Annotated in this window: 17 protein-coding genes; 15 read left to right on the top strand and 2 right to left on the bottom strand. The window is 44.5% G+C overall.

Annotated features, from left to right (window positions below; translation table 11 throughout):
• The first annotated feature begins 120 nt into the window (after positions 1–120).
• From QVE09_RS13655 to QVE09_RS13615, 9 genes are all read left to right on the top strand, one after another.
• On the top strand, positions 121–756 hold the full coding sequence (locus tag QVE09_RS13655) for a ComEA family DNA-binding protein (protein ID WP_315937186.1): 636 nt from the start codon (positions 121–123) through the stop codon (positions 754–756).
• Between the two features lie 40 nt (positions 757–796).
• Entirely contained in the window at positions 797–1,318 is a 522-nt protein-coding gene (locus QVE09_RS13650; RefSeq protein WP_315937185.1) for a deoxycytidylate deaminase, read from the top strand.
• Positions 1,319–1,420: 102 nt separating this feature from the next.
• A complete protein-coding gene (locus QVE09_RS13645) occupies positions 1,421–4,291 on the top strand; it encodes a ComEC/Rec2 family competence protein (protein ID WP_315937184.1) in 2,871 nt (956 codons plus the stop codon).
• Between the two features lie 1,076 nt (positions 4,292–5,367).
• Complete coding sequence (locus tag QVE09_RS13640) at positions 5,368–5,880, top strand: RNA polymerase sigma factor SigV (RefSeq protein WP_315937183.1); 513 nt, start codon at positions 5,368–5,370, stop codon at positions 5,878–5,880.
• Complete coding sequence (rsiV, locus tag QVE09_RS13635; RefSeq protein WP_315937182.1) at positions 5,877–6,767, top strand: anti-sigma-V factor RsiV; 891 nt, start codon at positions 5,877–5,879, stop codon at positions 6,765–6,767. Before QVE09_RS13640 ends, rsiV begins: the two co-directional genes overlap by 4 nt.
• Positions 6,768–7,045: 278 nt before the next feature.
• Positions 7,046–7,825, top strand: coding sequence for a DUF3298 and DUF4163 domain-containing protein (locus tag QVE09_RS13630; RefSeq protein WP_315937181.1), 780 nt, complete (start codon positions 7,046–7,048; stop codon positions 7,823–7,825).
• A 315-nt stretch (positions 7,826–8,140) separates the two neighbouring features.
• Positions 8,141–8,488 (top strand): hypothetical protein, encoded by a 348-nt coding sequence (locus QVE09_RS13625; protein WP_315937180.1) that lies wholly within the window; start codon positions 8,141–8,143, stop codon positions 8,486–8,488.
• Positions 8,489–8,511: 23 nt separating this feature from the next.
• Positions 8,512–9,951, top strand: coding sequence for a polysaccharide deacetylase family protein (locus QVE09_RS13620; protein ID WP_315937179.1), 1,440 nt, complete (start codon positions 8,512–8,514; stop codon positions 9,949–9,951).
• A complete protein-coding gene (locus QVE09_RS13615) occupies positions 9,914–10,276 on the top strand; it encodes a hypothetical protein (RefSeq protein ID WP_315937383.1) in 363 nt (120 codons plus the stop codon). Before QVE09_RS13620 ends, QVE09_RS13615 begins: the two co-directional genes overlap by 38 nt.
• Positions 10,277–10,390: 114 nt before the next feature.
• Here QVE09_RS13615 and QVE09_RS13610 read toward each other — a convergent pair whose 3' ends face one another.
• Positions 10,391–10,693: a hypothetical protein gene (locus tag QVE09_RS13610; RefSeq protein ID WP_145323317.1), complete on the bottom strand. Its 303-nt coding sequence runs from the start codon at positions 10,691–10,693 to the stop codon at positions 10,391–10,393.
• Between the two features lie 351 nt (positions 10,694–11,044).
• On the opposite strand from QVE09_RS13610, the gene QVE09_RS13605 reads away from it, so the two are divergent.
• The 3 genes from QVE09_RS13605 (at position 11,045) to holA (ending at position 14,143) form a co-directional block, all read left to right on the top strand.
• The gene (locus QVE09_RS13605) at positions 11,045–11,593 is read left to right on the top strand and encodes an RNA polymerase sigma factor (RefSeq protein WP_017687205.1); all 549 of its coding nucleotides are present in this window, start codon (positions 11,045–11,047) and stop codon (positions 11,591–11,593) included.
• Positions 11,590–12,870 (top strand): anti-sigma factor family protein, encoded by a 1,281-nt coding sequence (locus QVE09_RS13600; protein WP_315937178.1) that lies wholly within the window; start codon positions 11,590–11,592, stop codon positions 12,868–12,870. Before QVE09_RS13605 ends, QVE09_RS13600 begins: the two co-directional genes overlap by 4 nt.
• Positions 12,871–13,126: 256 nt before the next feature.
• A complete protein-coding gene (gene holA / locus QVE09_RS13595) occupies positions 13,127–14,143 on the top strand; it encodes a DNA polymerase III subunit delta (RefSeq protein WP_315937177.1) in 1,017 nt (338 codons plus the stop codon).
• A gap of 193 nt (positions 14,144–14,336) precedes the next feature.
• On the opposite strand, the gene rpsT is transcribed toward holA, so the two are convergent.
• Complete coding sequence (rpsT, locus tag QVE09_RS13590) at positions 14,337–14,609, bottom strand: 30S ribosomal protein S20 (RefSeq protein WP_024628504.1); 273 nt, start codon at positions 14,607–14,609, stop codon at positions 14,337–14,339.
• A gap of 175 nt (positions 14,610–14,784) precedes the next feature.
• Here rpsT and gpr point away from each other — a divergent pair, with 175 nt between their 5' ends.
• From gpr to QVE09_RS13575, 3 genes are all read left to right on the top strand, one after another.
• Entirely contained in the window at positions 14,785–15,786 is a 1,002-nt protein-coding gene (gene gpr, locus QVE09_RS13585) for a GPR endopeptidase (RefSeq protein ID WP_315937176.1), read from the top strand.
• 147 nt (positions 15,787–15,933) lie between these two features.
• Positions 15,934–17,229 (top strand): stage II sporulation protein P, encoded by a 1,296-nt coding sequence (locus QVE09_RS13580; protein WP_315937175.1) that lies wholly within the window; start codon positions 15,934–15,936, stop codon positions 17,227–17,229.
• A 53-nt stretch (positions 17,230–17,282) separates the two neighbouring features.
• Positions 17,283–17,642, top strand: coding sequence for a hypothetical protein (locus tag QVE09_RS13575; protein ID WP_315937174.1), 360 nt, complete (start codon positions 17,283–17,285; stop codon positions 17,640–17,642).
• The last annotated feature ends 86 nt before the right edge of the window (positions 17,643–17,728 follow it).

The following is a 17,728-nucleotide window of genomic DNA, read 5'->3' as shown; positions in this document are numbered from 1 at the left end:
GGACCTGTTTCACATGACATGAAAAATGAACAACTTGTTTCATCTGGAAAGTTCAACGGTTCGGAAGCACCGCCCGTGTTCGAAATGAATGATTTTGAATTCAGGGAGAGGTGTGGAAGAATGAGATGGAACAAAGGGATGACCATTGCTGCTGCGGTGGTTGGAAGTATACTTATATTATGGTCGGGCAAAAGTGAACAACCACCTAGTGGCTGGGAACCCTTGCGGCTCGGCACCGAGAAGCCGACGATAGAGCAGGAACTCCCTGCTGTACAGTCGGCTACTTCGGTTCAGGGCAACACGGGAGCATCTTCGGGAACGGATGCAAGTGGGGTGCAGACTGGGAATGAGGCAAAGGCAGGAGAGTCTAAAGAGCTTGCGAGCGTTGGGGTTGAAGGTGATTCAGTTGTTCAAACTACAAGTCAGACGAATGATAATCCACCGGACACCTCAAATTCGATTGAACCAGTTACGCAAAGTACGAATTCGAATCCTTCGGTTACCTCCGAGACGGGCTCGAACAGTAATCCACCTGTAGTTCGTGAGGAAGCTAGCGACAATGGTAAGATTGATGTGAATACTGCACCTGTCTCCAAGCTTACGGAGCTTCCCGGAATCGGAGAGAAGAAAGCTCAGGCTATTGTGGACTATCGTAATACACATGGTCCTTTTGCGAAAGTCAGTGATCTGACAAAGGTCAAAGGAATCGGCATGAAGATGCTGGAGAAGATGGCACCGTATGTGCAGATCCAGTAAGATTAAGATAAAAAAATGTGTTGAGCGGGAGGAAAGCAGCATGAGTACAGTAGAGGTACGCAAGGACTGGGATACGTATTTTATGGACATCGCGTATATGGTTTCTACCCGTTCCCGCTGTTCGCGTCGTCATGTGGGTGCCGTTCTTGTTCAAGGGAAGAAACTGCTGGGAACAGCCTATAATGGTGCACCCACCGGCGTCCCGGATTGTTCTGAAGCAGGTTGCATGATATCGGAAGAGTATGAGTTGGTCGTAACCGATGGGCAAGAAGAAATGGTGAAAAAGCAACGATGCATTCGCACAATTCATGCGGAGCAAAACTTACTTTTATTCACAGATCGAATTGACCGCGAAGGCTCATCTGTCTATGTGACCGACGAACCTTGCTGGACATGTGCTAATATGCTGGCGAATAGCGGGATTACAGAAATCGTCTTTCATCGTTCTTATCCTAAAGATACCGGCAAGGTTACGGATATGATGCAACAGAAGGGCATAACGTTCCGCAGGCTGGAGAATTACCAGCCCCCGCGGGAAACGATGATGACTGTGAGCAATTAATGTGAATATGGTCGAATACGAGAGGGAGAACCTCCGGCAAGCCTGAATTGGCTTTCCGGGGGTTTTTCTGCGTTCAACGGGTGACATGAAGGAGGGGTACGAATGAAAGGCAGACCGTTACTAAGTTTTACGATTTGCTGGATGTGCGGGAGCGGGATAGCATGTGCGTTAACAGGCTGGACGTTAATCTGGGGGATGATTGGAGCGTTGGCGTGTCTACCACTTTTGCTGCGTTTCGTGGATGTACGTGGATGGTCTGTTTTATTTTTACTTGCTGCCTTTATTGGAGGTGCTGCACATTGGGAGTGGAATGACGCACGCAATCATAGCAGTCTGCCGGAGACCATACATGTTGCTGCTGATGAGATGGACGTTATGGCAGCCAAAATTCAGGGTGAGCTTGTGTCAGATGTACGCATTGATGGAGATCGGGCTGACTTTAAGATACAGATGTCTTCAATATTGCCAATATCGGATTCGTCAGCAGATACAGATCTTGCATCATCATCTGCGTTTAAAATAGATGAACAATTGATGGTACAAGTCAGACTGTTAGAGGAAGAAGAACAACAGGTAGCAGCGGGGTGGAAGAGGGGCGATGCAATTACACTTAATGGTTCTTTTGCCCATCCTGGAGAAGCCAGGAACTTTGGTGGGTTCGATTATCGCAGTTATTTGCGAACCCTGCACATCCACTGGTTGTTCAAAGTGAAGGGAGCCAGTTCGGTCACAGCTACGCCTCCTGAGGGGCTTGGACAATTTAACGTATTACGGTGGACGGATTGGACAAGGCATAAGTTGGGCTCGGCGGTCGAGGGATTATTTCCTGAGCCTCATGCAGGATATATGAAGGGTTTAATTATCGGGATGGCTACTGATATCAATCCTGGCACCTATGGTCAGTTTTCACAACTGGGTCTAACGCATATTCTGGCAATATCCGGAACTCATGTCGCTGTATATGTCGCTTCTCTTCTCCTTATTTTATCCTGGTTAAGGCTTACCAGAGAGACGGCACTCACGATTGTTCTGATCCTGGTGCCAGCTTATGTACTGTTATCTGGTGGTTCACCTTCAGTTATTCGAGCAGGGATTATGTCCATGATTGGTTTGTATATGGCACGTCGCGGCCTCGCGAGAGACGGCCTGCAGATGATCAGTGCAGCAGCGTTGCTGATGATGTGGTGGGACCCGTACTTTTTGCTAAGCGTGAGCTTCCAGTTATCCTTTCTTGTGACCGCAGGTTTGATGATCTACATGCCAATGATTAACCGACTGTTCAGCAGCTGGCCGAAATCTCTTGCCGCAACAGCATCGGTTACGGTGACCGCTCAGCTGATTTCGTTCCCAGTAACCATTCTCTATTTTAATCAGTTCTCATTACTTTCATTTGTGGCCAACTTTCTGCTTGTTTCTTTGATTAGCGCCATTGTATTACCTCTGGGGACGGTCGCCATGCTGTTATCATTTATATGGGTTCCCTTGGCAAAACCTCTCGCGTGGGTTGCGATTCAACTGAATCAACTGACGTTTGTAAGCGTGGAGTGGATGAACAGCCTGCCAGGTTTTGTATTGATCTGGGCAACACCTTCCCTGTTGTGGATTGCTGCATATTATACCGTGTTGTATGCCTTACTCTACCTGATGCATCGTGGTAACGGTGAGCAGCGAGAAACAGCGTTTATTGAGGAGGATACGGCACCTCTTGTGAGGCAACAACCTCTTGTTTCCATGGGGAATGTGGGCATTCGCTCTTCGATGTCTACCGTGGCACAGGATCAAGGTAAGAATCGTGTAAGTGGAAAAGAAACATCATTAACGGCATTAGGAGCCAGTATTGCCTGGCCGGAATATACAAGTGCATTTACCGCACGAGGTGCAGGATATTATGCACATGAACGAATGAGTAAAGTTCAGCAATGGTTGTGCGGGTTGCTCGCGCTCAGCTTTATTGCTGGATTATGGTGGGCATATCAAACTCCACAGCCTGCTGGAACCGGTATCGTGCAGTTTTTGGATATTGGACAAGGGGACAGCACGTTGATTACAACCCCGCAAGGCAAACACATTTTGGTGGATGGCGGGGGAACGGTTAACTTTGGGAACACCGAACAATCATGGAAAACAAGACGTGATCCGTATGAGGTAGGTGCTAAGGTTGTTGTTCCTTTATTGAAAAAAAGAGGCATCCATCAACTGGATGCTGTAATTGTCACACATGCTGACCAGGATCATGCCGGAGGTCTACAGGCAGTGCTAGAACAGATTCCGGTTAAACGTTTCATGTTTAATGGAACGACCAGCGGTAAGGATAACTTTGATAAGTTACTGGACACAGCCATGGAACGGAACATTCCTCTATACGCCATTCGGCAGGGCATGTCCTATAAGGCTGATAAAGAGACAAGTTTACATTTTTTAGCTCCGGATCTGGCACATATGGATGTAAATGCATCAGGCAATTTGCCTGTATCTGAACACCAAAATCATGATTCCGTTGTCTTTTTGCTGGAAATGGCCGGGGCTTCCATGTTATTCACTGGAGATATGGATGCAGCAGCCGAGCAGGACCTGCTTTATATGATTCAGGATGGCTCGTTGGCTGCCCAGTTTGAACAGAAAGGTGCAAATCTTGGAGTTACAGAGGGAGTTGTACAAAGGGGACTTACACGCCCGTTGCAGGTTAATTCAGATGATGCTTCAGCGGCATCTGTATCCATTGACGTTCTAAAGGTCGCTCATCATGGGAGTAAAACGTCTTCAACCGAAGCCTGGCTCCAATACTGGAACGCCAAAACCGCCGTCATATCTGCCGGTGTTAACAATACATATGGACATCCCAATCCGGGAGTAATGGGACGTTTGGAGGCTACCGGGTCAGATATTTATCGGACGGATCAGATGGGTGAGGTTCAGATGAGAGTGAAAGATGGAAAGTTCAATATTCGTTACAAGTTGGTTGGAGTTGAGTGACGATTTTACTAGACCGTATAGTATGCAGGTTGAAGAGTTTATAAAAAAACGGATGTGACGGCACTCGATCTATTTATCGGTGTGAAGATAAGTGAAGAAAACTCCGATTTAATACCAACTGGAAGGTTAAAAAGACAAGAGAACATACCACAATGTGGATCGTCTGAGCGGAAAAAGTATTGAAGTTAAGTGTAAATATCGAGTAGATGATCCCACCTGTGAAGCCTAATAGAACATATGCTGCAATAGCAACGAGCAATCTCATATAGGTATTATCTTTTTTTCTGTATAAAAGTAATCCATCCACCAATATTGAAAGAGGCGTAATTAAGAAAAGTAAAATAGCGAGGTTAATCAATAATCCAACTGCAAATGTATACCCGAATGAATAATAGTAAGTATTCTCTATTCTTTCATCTATAGGGACATAGTGATATATCCCCATTGCAAGTGAAATGAAAATGGCAGTTAATACAGCTGCAAGTATTTTTCCGCGCGGCCTATTAATTCTATGGGTGTTTGTCATTTAAATATTGACCTCCATCTTAAATAACTATATTCAACAAGAGATAGACTAAGGAAGTTACTATATTCTAACATACACATGTTGAGGAAAAGTGGGAAATAGAGAAAGAAAGTACTTAGTTGACCTATAAAAGAAAAAAGTCGTTTCGCTGCGAACGACTTTTTTCGTAATTTCATGGTGGGTGAGAATTTCAGTTTACCGGCTTCTACTCGTGCTTTAGCGGAGAAGGCCTAACCGCTGAAGAGGACTTGAAGTATTTCATGCTGGAAATGGCAGGATACCGTCAATGAGAACATTACAAAAGTTTCAAATGAATTCGGTCATCGGTAGTAGACTGGTATTCGGCAAGTGAAAGAAGGGAAGATTATTTTTAAAAGGACGGGGTGTATTTAAAGCGTAGAGGCGCCGAGGTTTATGCTGACCTGCTTGTGAGAGCGTTGAACGGTTTGCAGAAGTAAAAAATTTTTGGATGCGAAAACTTTTTGGGAACCCGTATACGTCTTACTTCTTGTTACGACAAAAGATTTATATAGAAAAGGAATAATCGACCATGTTTAATAGGAAAACTGAAAAAATTCTTACACACTGTATTACCGAGCATAAAGAGAACGTATACCGACTTGCTTATAGCTATGTCAAAAATAAGGATGATGCCCTGGATATTGTACAAGACTCCATATACAAAGCGATGACGCATCTCGAACTTTTGAAGAACCCAGATGCGGTCAAAAGCTGGTTTTACCGGATTGTGGTGAATACCGCCCTAGATTTTCTCCGCAGAAACAAAAAGGTTCAGGCGATGGATCATGAAATGATCGAAACCTACAGCCTCGGGGCAGAAGATACGTATACGGACATTGATTTGAAGCGAACGCTCGAATCCTTGCCGGATAAATACAAGAGCGTCATTATACTGAGATATTTTGAAGACATGAAGATCGAAGAAGTTGCTGCTGTACTGGATGAGAATGTGAATACGATTAAAACAAGGCTGTATCAGGCGCATCAGCTATTGCGAATCAAAATGAATGATGAAACAACCAAAGGAGATCTAGTAAGATGAACAATAATATGGAACAACTGCGAAAAGAATATCAAGAAATACCCATTCCTGATGAATTGGATAGCATTGTAAACCAATCGATTCATAAATTCTCTAAGGAGGGAAGGAGGGGCCGCGGCTCAAAGTACAGATGGTTAGCCGTTTCCAGTGCGGCTGCGTTCATGTTCCTTGTTGCGATCAATGTCAGTCCTCCTGTAGCGAAAGCCTTGTCATCCATACCAGGTGTGGACCGGATTATCCAGGTGTTCACGTTCAAGGAATACGTGGTTGACGAGTCTAATTACAATGCGAATATTAAAGTGCCTTCCATTACCGATATGGAGAATGAGCAGTTGCAAAGCGGGTTGAACGAGAAATATATGAAGGAGAACAAAGCGCTTTACGAAAAGTTCCAGGCGGAAATCAGCGAATTGAAGAAGCAAGGCGGAGGCCATCTGGGACTTGATGTCGGATATGAAGTAAAGACGGACAACGACGAGATTTTATCTATACAAAGATACGTGGTCGAGACCACCGGTTCATCCTCAGAGGAGCTTCAGTTTGATACGATCGATAAGAAAAGCCAAATCCTCATAACCCTGCCGATACTGTTCAAGGACGATCGTTATGTGCGGCTCATCAGCGACAACGTTAAAGAGCAGATGCAGGTGCAAATGAGAGCGGACCCTAATAAGATTTACTGGGCTCCGGGAGCTACCGACGTGCCGATCACCAGTGAGTTCCAGAGCATCGCGAAGGATCAAGGCTTCTATATCAACAACGACGGCAAGCTGGTGATTGCTTTCAACGAATATGACGTCGCGCCAGGCTATATGGGTTCTGTGGAATTCGTCATTCCCACGGATGTGTTGAAAGACGTTCTGATTAGTAACAAATACATTAAGTAATGGAAGAGATCGGTGATCGGGTACCCCGCGCCGGTTTTTTTTGTTATTACTTTGAATTCATAGACCTGTCCTTTTAATTTCTCAATTATTTCAAGCAAAGCTTGGACTGTCATTGTCTTTTCATCACTATCATGCAGAAGGACGAATGGGGCAAACGCAAACGTCGAAGAGACATTGTTCTATTTTTGATTTTCCAAAACTTTCTGTACCATCTCATGCGTCTAGCCAATGAGTGTGCGTAATTAGACACTCATACAAAGAGATGGAGGATGAAAGCTATGAAAAAGAAAACGATAAAATACATGAAGATGGGGGCCATGGGCTGTGTAGCCATGCTCGGCGTCGGCGCAGCGAGCTTATCTGCAAATGCGCTGGCCACGGCACCTGTTTCAGCGAACGTAACTGTCAGCTCTAAGGTACATGCAACCGTCCCTTCGGCTACAGGAGTAAAAATCGTGGAGAAGGTACTGAGCACAACAAGCAAGAACCTTATTGTGAACATCAAGGTACCGCAGCTGGACGGCATGCTGGACACCAGATACCAGCATGAACTGAATGGCATCCTTTTATCCCGTGCACAAAAGGATCTTGCTCAGTGGGAGAAGGATGCCGCAGAAACGGCCAAAAAGGCAAAAGTAAATCACCAGAAGTTTCACCCCTATGAATTTTACGTCAGCTATAAGCTAAAGTCGGACGGAACTGGAAACCCGGCAGGAGTAGTTTCGCTTGAAGTAATCACGGAAGGTTACAGGGGCGGAACAAGCATGCCCCGGATCGATACCTACAACTTGACAAATGCCTCTGCGGCTCAGCGCGTGACACTGGAGGATCTCCTCGGTTCTAACTATAAAGAAAAGCTTGATGCAGATATTCTTGCGCAAATGAGAAAGGATCCCGATCAATACTTCCTGGAAGAATTCAAAGGGATGTTCACGGAACAGTCGTTTTATATTGAAAAAGGCGAACTGGTTATCGTCTTCCCGAAATACAGTATCGCGCCGGGATATGTGGGTTCACCGGAGTTCCGTTTCAATTTGAAAAAGGTGGCAGCTTACTAAGGGAGCCTATGGCGTGATGATCGTTTTGCTCGACGTTGCACAGAATCTCCGTTATATGAAGTGTAGTGAGGTTCAGCCGCAAAATCTGCAAAAGTGAATTAATTCAAGTGTTATGCTGGAAACATGACGATTATTCTGAATATGGCATCCCGAAGACTCTCTTCTTACGGGATGCTTTTTTAGTGTTAAAGGTAGAAGTTCCATGAAATTGTTTTGTTCTCTTCATTAATTATATTAATGAAGAGAAAACTTTTTTCACAACTTCGGCGTCCTGCCTATGAGCGACAAATCAAAAAGGATAGGGACGAAAGCAAAATGCATGATAACACGAATCATTTCGGAAGTCTAATCCGGAACTTTGCACCGGTACGAGGCGACGGTAAACGTTATATGCCAGGACTTGATGGCTTATGGGCATTATCCGTCATGGCTGTCATGGCCTACCATCTTAATATCAAATGGGCTCAGGGGATGCTCTTCACAGCTGCGTGGCTCCTCATTATCCATCTGTCGAGAGTGAAGGCACTCAGTGGTGCTTTTCTGTCATCGATGTTTTATGTGAATAACTGGTGGTTGATTTTTCATCAGGTATCGTATTTCGAGAGTTTTGGGCCGCCATCGCCGGAAGAAATGATAGACAATGACTTGCAGTTTTATGACTAGAATAAAGATAAGGATGATTTGAAATGAACAAAAGGAAGAAAACACGGTGGCCCGTTTGGCTGGTTGGATTTATTGTATTAGCTGGCGGGATTCTAGGAATCAATCTAATGGTGCAAAATGTTCTAGCTGGAAACAACAGCTCTACAGAGTACGTTGAAGTGTCACCCAGTGCATACCCAGGCTTAAATATTGAAACAAGGACGAAGAATACGAAGCATTATATATTGTCGATTAGCAACGTCCTAACAAATAGCAAGGAGATTAATACTCCTATTCAGACGTGGGTCAATGATCAGGAAAAGAAATTCTTAACCCAGGTTGGGATCGGTGCAAAAACGCTTCAAGGCGATCATCGTGCTGAATTGAATATTACAGTAGATACGAATAAAATTAATGATCACTTATATAGTTTAGTGTTCACTTCCTATCAAATCACCACAGGCGGTGCTAATGGACAATCGATAATAAAATCTTTTAATATCGACACAGCTGAAAATAAAATTTTGAATTTATCCGATATTATGACTTATGACAAAGCAGCTGTTAATCATATTATGTCAATCGTGAAGGAAGAATTGAAGAAACAGAAAAACGTCCACTCTTATGTATTCGAAGCAGAACTTCAAAAATCTATAAAAAATCCATCTGAATGGAAATGGTCCATAGGTAACGGAGTCTTTACTTTATACTTTAATAAATACGAGATCGCTGCTGGTGCAGCCGGAACAATCCAAGTGAACATTCCACTGAAATCCTTGCATTCCTACTTGAAAAAGGACCTCACTAAAAAATGGAATATCACTTATGGAAATAACGATGAGCCAAAAGGGAAGAAGCCAACTCAGCCTCCACTTAATCCTAAAGGGAAATATGTGGCTCTTACCTTTGATGACGGGCCTCACCCAAAGGTGACACCTAGAGTTCTAAAGACTTTGAAGGAGTACAACGCGAAGGCTACTTTCTTCATGCTGGGCGTACAAGTAGAGTATTATCCTGATATGGCTAAAAAGGTTGCTAAGGCCGGCCACGAGATCGGCAATCACTCCAAGAGTCATCCGAATCTGGCGAATATGAGCCTGAGTGAGGTGCGTAAACAAATCATAGAATCATCGGACCGAATCGAAGATGCGACTGGAGAAAAACCAACCCTATTCCGCCCGCCTTATGGTGCTATGAATGAATCAGTCAAAAAAGTCACCAAAGAACAGAAAACACCCATTATTTTATGGTCTGTGGATTCGCTGGATTGGAAAAGCTGGAACGCCCAAGCTGTAAATAAAGAGGTTGCTAAAAACATCAGATCAGGTTCGATTGTACTTATGCATGATATTCACGCTTCTACAGCTGAGGCGCTGCCCCAAATGCTTAAATCACTAAAAAAGCAAGGCTACCAATTCGTAACGGTTTCTCAGTTGTTGTCCTTGAATGAATCCACAGGAAATGGCCCTTATTACAATCGATAAGTTCATCACACAAAAAGAGGTACAAACCTTCGGTTTTCTAAGGTTTGTGCCTTACGTATCGATTGCACTATCCCATATAAACCCACCTTCATTCATTGAAAAGATTAAATACGGTGATCGAAGTTACTCTATTGTCTTCCGTAATGCAAAAGGAAAAACAGTTTCTGCCTACGCAGGAGGTGCGCCTTCCAGTGTGACGGAGATGCTTAACGATTCCAACCAATTCTTCTCTTCTGATCCGTATAAGAAATACAAGTGGTCCCAGTCCACTTGGAATAAAATTATTGCCGGAGAAGTAGCTCTAGGAAGTTTTAGGGTTTCTTAATGGCAAGCTGATCGTTACAGCACAGCGCAAAAAAAGCCCGCTTTCCGTTACACTCCACTAGGGAGAATACCGGAAAACGGGCCATTTTTTCAAATGGTAGAAGAAATATAAGAACTACTCTACGCCATCCTTAAAGTGTTTGTTCCAGTGTTTGTCGCCCTTGTGCAACAGATCTTCTACCGTTTTCTCAAGAGTCATCAACAGCTGTGCTCTGACATCAAGTACGGTTTCTCTATACAAACGTTCTTCCGTTCCAACGATTTTATCGCCGTATAATGCCTGTGCAGCTACGTACTTCCGATGTTCCTCGACCAGAGTATCAATGGACTCCAATGCATGTTCTACAAAATGGGAAATACTTTGGTATTCTTTGGGCATTTGTTCTTTTAAAGCTTGAATTTTCGCTAGAGCTGGCATGCTCATCACCTCGTGTTTATGAATGTAAATTTACAATACACCATTTTCATGAAAATTGCATTAAAAATAGCTTAAATTTGGACAAATTTCGACTTTTTTTATTTTCGGAACCAAAAAAAGTGCTTAGCTATAATGTATGCCATTGCATTTGAATTGAGTCGTGTAAGTAATGGAATCGCTTTTGGATACGTTTGGTGACTCGTTATGCAATTTCTGTTATTCTAAGAGAAGATTTCAGCGGCCCTAATACATACGCCGTTATTTTGTTATGGCAAATTAAAAAATACTTAACTTTGCAACAATTTTATTGATGATTACGTCTGTAAGGTTGCAGGGAGAGGGGGATCCTTTGTGGTAGAGCCGGAACTCATCAGAGCCGCTCAATCGGGCGATCGCGACGCTCTAATTACCCTATTGCGGGAGATTGAACAACATGTCTATCGGACCGCATATTACATTCTAAATAATGAACAGGACGCTTTGGATGCTGCTCAGGAAGCGTTGATCCGAATTTACACCAAAATCAACTCATACGAAGAAAAGGCCCAGTTTAAAACATGGGTACAACGCATCGTCACGAACATCTGTATTGATAAATTCAGAAGAACCAAGCCGTCCGTCTCCATTGACGAACATGACATGGTTTTTCAGGATAATCAGGATGTGGAGTACGAGGTCATGTCTACATATGTGGCCCAAGACATTCAGGATGCGATCAACAAGCTTCCGGAGCATCATCGTACCGTTATTGTTCTAAGATATTTGCAGGACTTATCCTACAATGAAATTGCGGATTGTCTCGATCTTCCGTTGAATACGGTGAAATCTTATTTATTTAGAGCCAGACAGCAATTACAGAATCTACTACAGGAATATCAGAAAGGTGGTGTGACAGGATGAAATGCGAAGAGGTGGTGGAATGGATGCACCGCTATCTGGATCATGATCTGGGCGAGGCGGAAACCGCGCAGATGCTACAGCATGTGGCAAAGTGTCCGGAATGCGCCGAAAATTTTAGTTTACTCAGAGCTCTTTCCAGAGAACTGGAAGAATTACCGCAAGTAAGCCCAAAATTTAGTCTGGTTGATGCGATTATGCCACAGCTTGATGCTATTGACGAAGCGCGGAAGGAACAAAGTAGCACCATACAGGAAATGAATCCTGTCCCCGCTACATTTGAGAATTTACAACGTTCAAGTGAGCGGAAAACGAAGCAAAAATGGCTTAACTCGATGGCAGGACGTATGTCCATGGGTGCAGCGGCTGCGGCAGTTATATTGGGATTCGCCATCTGGGGAAATCCGCCTGAACAGATTGAGAATGCCGATTCCATGCTGATGAGCTCTGGAGCTTCTCAAGAGGGCGGCAATTTGGATGAGAATTCATTAAGCAAGAATATTGAAAATTATGATCCTGCCACTTCGTCCCAACCAAGCAGCAATGATGTGTTTGTGGATCAATCGAATGTTTCACCAACTAAACCAGATAACCAAGACGTAGAAACAATTCCTGAAGACGGTGGAGATGAGGTACAGGAGCCTGAAGTTCAGTCAGATCCGACACCTAAACAACCGGCTACCGAATCAACGCCTGCTCCGAATAAAGGACCGCAGGATAATTCGTCCAGAACTCCTTCGACCGATAATCAGAAGAATCCGGCTCAGAACCAAGATTCTGAGCAGAGAATTCAGGGATCAGGAGATTCTCCTAAATCTTCTGCAGATGGGGAAGAGAATGGAGTAACAGAAACAGAAAATGGAGATGCCCAATCCTTCACTTCTCAGGATGCAACACCTAATATAACTGAAGATGTTCCGGTTGAAGGTAACACTGTACCTGATTCCAGTGCAGGTGCAGACGCTTCTGGAGGGAACAAAGGATTCGCAGCAGGATCGGATCAGGGAATGACTACAACAGCAGCACCAAAAGAATGGAAGTCACCTGACGGCTCCTATGTAGTTATGCTTATCGGTGATCAAATCAGTATATACTCCAAATCTGCCAATGAACCAGATGCTCTAAATTTGGTTGAACAACGCAGTATAGAGGGGACACTGAAGTCAGCGAATTGGTCCAAGGATGGTACCCTGTTTAATTACGAAACGGACAAGGACGGAACAACGGCGAAGAACTCGTTTAATGTACCTGCCGTTCCAGGTGGAGCTCCTGCGAAATAATTAAAAATGGGGAGTGTGCTTCTCTAAACGAAAGAACATTTTCAGTATGACAAGCATATAGTGGAAGTAACAAAACGTCCTATCTCAGTTCAAACAACTGACGTCGTATGACCGCGCACCGGCTTTTTCTAGAACTGCTGGTGTCAGCGTTTATATAGATGTAGGACAGGGGGCCTTCATCCATAACTGGATGTAAGGTCCCTTTGTTGTCTTGCGTTTTTTCTGGTAGGATAAGAGGGATAAGGAGGCGCCGTGAATGGATGTAAAAAGTGCAACAAAGGCAATACGTAATGGAGAAACGGCACCGATCTATGTGCTGTACGGAACGGAGAAGTACCAGATACAGCAATTTACGGATATGTTAAAAGAACAGGTTATTGAAGAAGAACATCGTGATTTTGCGATTATTCCATATGATTTGTCTGAAACGGCTGTGGAGGTCGTTATTGAAGAAGCAGAGACCGTACCTTTTCTGGTTCCACGCAAATTAATTATTGTAAGGGATGCGAGCCTGTTCACCGCAGGTAAGGAATCCAAGATTGAACATCAGGTTGATCGTCTGCTTACATATATGGAAAATCCGGCAGATTACAGTACGATTGTTTTCCTGGCCCAAGGGGATAAGCTGGATGAGCGTAAGAAACTGGTGAAAGCTGTCAAGAAACAGGCAGTAGTTCTTGCTTTTGCTCCACTCAGTGGAGAAGAGTTATTGAATTGGATAGTGAAACTTGCGAAGCAGCGGGATGTTTCCTTGGAGACGGGAGCGGCGGAAACGTTGATCAGCTATGCAGGAACAGGTCTTCAGACCCTGTCTGCTGAAGTAGACAAGTTATGTTTGTTCGCGGGTAGTGGGGGGACAATCAAGCGTGCTGATATCGAGTCGCTGGTTGCCCGTAGTACAGAGCAGAATGTATTTTCACTGGTGGAAGAACTCGCTAATTTGCGACTGGAGAAGGCGTTGGCTCTTTTCTATGAGTTGCTGAAGCAGCGGGAAGAACCGATTAAAATTGCGGCTTTAATCGCACGTCAGTTTCGGATCATGATTCAGGTGAAAGAGTTGGGCCAACAAAGCTACTCCCAACAGCAAATCGCCAGTCAGCTTGGTCTGCATCCGTATGCTGTTAAAATTGCGGGTGAACAAGCCCGTAAATTTCAGCCGGAACGTCTGAGAATGATTCTGAGTCACCTCAGCGAACTGGATTACCAGATGAAAACAGGAGCGGTGGATAAAGTACTTGGTCTGGAGCTGTTCCTATTGAGACTTGGTGCGTGAATGGATACGTAAGCGTAATAGATTACTAGTGTGAATGAATAACAAACAAAGCGACCTTTGCTCCATGATCGTTTAATCATCGGAATAAAGGTCGCTTTTGTCTGTGTCTTATACTTATCGAATCAGATACTAAAAAATCCTGAAAGCCTATGCTGTTCAGGATTTTTCCATTGGATCGTATAAGTAACGCTTCTTACGCTTGTGCGGAAAGAGCGTTCAGTTTTTTCGCCAAGCGAGACTTTTTGCGTGCTGCAGCATTTTTATGAACCAGACCTTTAGTTACAGCCTTGTCCAGCTTTTTGGAAGCAGCTTGAATCGCAGCTTTTGCAGTATCAACTTCGTTACTTACCAGAGCAGCATCAGCAGCTTTAACAGCTGTACGGAGTGCAGACTTCTGGGAAGCGTTGAGTGCGCGGCGCTTGTCGCTCGTTTTTACGCGTTTAACAGCGGATTTGATGTTTGGCATTACATTCACCTCCTGTAAGGCATTTGCATGAATACAAACGTTTCACAACTTAAAATATTCTATCACGCTAGCATGTAAAATGCAACAGATATTCCTACGATGTTCGACATGCTGTATAAAGAAACCCTTTTTCCCACACAATATGCTCAAATGCGGTAAGGGAGGCAGGGACAGAATGACACTGGATTTGCAAAACTATACAGTTCGTACCGATTTGGCGATCGACTCCAAGGAAATGGCGCAAGGTGGACAGAAACAGACGATTCCCGGACTACGGGAAGATGTAGAGAAAAAAGAGGGCATTACGATTACACGTATAGATGTCCTGAATGAAGAAGCAGCCAAGGCCATTGGACGGGTGAAAGGTCACTATGTCACTTTGGAGGTACCTTCACTACGGAATGGTGATACCGAGTTACAGGAGCGAGTTGCTGCCGAGTTCACACGTGAAATGGAAAATTTTATGATCAAAGCGGGTATCAACAAAACATCCAAGGTCTTGATTGTTGGCCTGGGTAACTTGAATGTCACTCCGGATTCACTCGGTCCACTTGTTGTGGAAAATCTGATGGTGACTCGTCAATATTTCGAATTGGTGCCAGATCAGGTTGCGCCAGGGTATCGGGAAGTCAGCGCGATTGCTCCCGGCGTGCTCGGTACAACGGGTATTGAATCCAGTGACATCGTACAGGGGATTGTAGACCGTACCAAGCCGGATGCCATTATTGCGATTGATGCACTGGCCTCCCGTTCCTTGGAACGTGTAAATACAACCATTCAGGTAGCCGACATTGGTATCCACCCTGGTTCCGGTATTGGAAACAAACGCCGTGGCCTGACTCGTGAGATATTAGGTGTACCTTGCATTGCCATCGGAGTACCAACCGTATGTTATGCGTCCACCATTGTGAATAATGTGATTGAGATGATGCGCTCACACTTCCGCCAGGAAACGGATCAGACCAAACAGATCATGGGCATGCTGGACGACATCGGTGAGCAAGATCGCTTGAGTCTGGTGAAAGAGGTACTGGAGCCACTTGGTCATGACCTCATTGTTACCCCAAAGGAAATTGATGAATTTATTGAGGGAATTGCCAATGTTATCGCTACAGGACTTAACGCCGCACTTCATGATGCAGTGAATCCGGATAACGTAGCCGCCTATACACATTAAAACTTAAAACTGCTGAGAAGAAGGTCCGAATCTATCGGACTTTCTTTTTTTTTGTTTCTGGAATCTTTCATTTACCTGTTCTATCAAATTGGGCCAGCTCATAGAGTTGAAGTATAAGAGTTGTCCAGCAGGGAAGGAGACAGCAGAATGAACAAAATATTAGCCTGGAATATTGGAAAGTGGAAAAAAAGATGTCTGCACGTGCTGGCCATGGGCCGTACGTTGTTGTTGCTTATGATCATATCTGCCTTATTTTTTGTCGTACTGGGTCTGGGGGGCATGGCAGAGAAACGCTTGAATAATTCCCCCGTTTCTTCGATGAAAGGATTTGCGAGTGCCGTATCAAGCCGCTTTTTCGTCGATATGCTCGGTATGGAGATGCCACATCTCACCCAGAAAGAACAGACCTCTGCCATATCTGGTGAAAACCTCACCTCATTTGTTTTCCAATTACTGACGAATGTAAACCCTCAAGATCCCAAGAGCCTGATTGCGAGAGAAATGCCGGGCATGGGTTCCAACCAACCTGTTCTGCTCCGTCCTGGATCTGGTAACGAAAAAGCAGAGGCTCCCGAAGATTATCAGCCCGGTCCCGGTCTTACGGATACGGCTTCCGCAGGTGGAGGAAAACCCGGTAGTGAGCTGCATATTCCACCAGGCCAGGACAATACGGATCCACCTGAGTCGAGTGAGCCTGGAGATGGAGAAGGTAAAGAAGATCCTCCAGCGAAGAATGGTGAGAAAGACAATTCAGGCTCACCGACAACAGGCAAAAAGTCAATTCTTATCTATCATTCCCATCCAAGGGAAGGCTACAATCCACTGCTAGGTACAAAAAGTGATAATCCATCATCAGGCAAATCAACAGGCAATGTGTTTCAAGTGGGAACCTACCTCTCAGACAGTCTGGAGAAGCTGGGAATCGGCGTAGAACACGCCAAGGATGATTACCCCACTAAAGTTAAGGACTACAACTGGAACTATTCCTATAAATACTCCCGTCAAACGGTAAAAGCGGCACTCGCTCAAAATGATGATCTGACGTATCTCATAGACATTCATCGTGATTCACAGCGTCATGGCAAAACAACCACCACCATTAATGACTTGGGCTATGCCAAAGTGTATTTCATTATTGGACATGAAAATCCAAATTGGCGGCAGAATGAAGCCTTTGCAGCGAAAATTCATAAGAAACTGGAAGCCAAGTATCCTGGGGTATCCCGTGGTGTGTGGGGCAAGGATGGCGGAGGAGCCAACAATGGAGAGTATAATCAAACCCTTTCACCCAACAGCATTTTGATTGAGATTGGCGGCATCGACAACACAGGAGCTGAGTTACAACGGACATCGAAGATTCTAGCAGACATGATTGCCCAAGTGTATTGGGAAGATCAGAAGGTGGACAAAGCCAGTGTGGAAACCTCGTCGCAGGGTGGATAGGAATTATATATGTAAAGAAGATAAAAATAGTAGAGTGACAGGAGGCAAAGCATATGTCCAGATTCGGTAAAAGACTGTTATCCATGGCTGTATTAATGTTGCTGGGTGTTCTGTTCGGAATGCAGCTGGCTGGCAGCAACTTTCATATGGGCAATCCATCAGGAGGCACGTCAACCGTGGTGACAACTGAGCCAACTTCATCGGTTACCGAATCTGTTCCAACTGCACCTGTCCAGAAGGAGATCAAAGAACCACCGTTCGTACCTGTTCAGTCACCAAGTCAAGTGCTTGGGGCAGATCAGAGTAAGGCTCCGGTCGATGTGTTGGCAGACAAAACGGCTGGACTATTGCAAAATCTCTCACACAGTGGCATCAAATGGGTGGTCTCTCTTTTTAGTGGCGTTGCTGAATAAAATACCATGGATTAAAGGTACAATATTACCTCTAGGAGTGTAGGATCACACTTTATTATAAAGTTGAGACAACACGGGATTGATGC

This window comes from Paenibacillus sp. ClWae2A (genome assembly GCF_032452295.1).
Taxonomy (GTDB): Bacteria; Bacillota; Bacilli; order Paenibacillales; family Paenibacillaceae; genus Paenibacillus.
Note: the sequence above shows the minus strand (reverse complement) of the source record. Positions and strands in the feature narration are given on the sequence as shown.